Below are 269 nucleotides of genomic sequence, written 5' to 3' on the forward strand. Positions count from 1 at the left end.
TCGAAGCGATTTTAAATGAGGAAAAGCAAATGGCCGACTGGCTGATTCAGAATATTCCGCAAACAACTGAGAAATTTTTAATTCGCTCTGAAACTGATGGCGTAGAAGCGAAGAAATAATACCCTTTATACCATGTCCTTATTGACCCCGTATATTACGGGGTCGTTTTTGTGCGGAATTAAAAACGATATCCTGCTGAGAACATAAACACCCACGGATCGAGGCGTACGCTATCGTGTTGCTGTGCACCGCCCAGCTTATAATTGGCG

1 protein-coding gene is annotated in these 269 nt (G+C 43.5%); it reads right to left on the bottom strand.

The window, feature by feature from the left end:
- Nucleotides 1-178: 178 nt before the first annotated feature.
- Nucleotides 179-256 carry an OmpW family outer membrane protein gene (locus VJI93_RS09495; protein ID WP_077628286.1) on the bottom strand — a complete coding sequence of 26 codons (78 nt, stop codon included), beginning with the start codon at nucleotides 254-256 and terminating at the stop codon, nucleotides 179-181.
- Between the last annotated feature and the right edge of the window lie 13 nt (nucleotides 257-269).

It is taken from the genome of Parvimonas sp. M20, assembly GCF_035282425.1.
GTDB lineage: Bacteria > Bacillota > Clostridia > Tissierellales > Peptoniphilaceae > Parvimonas.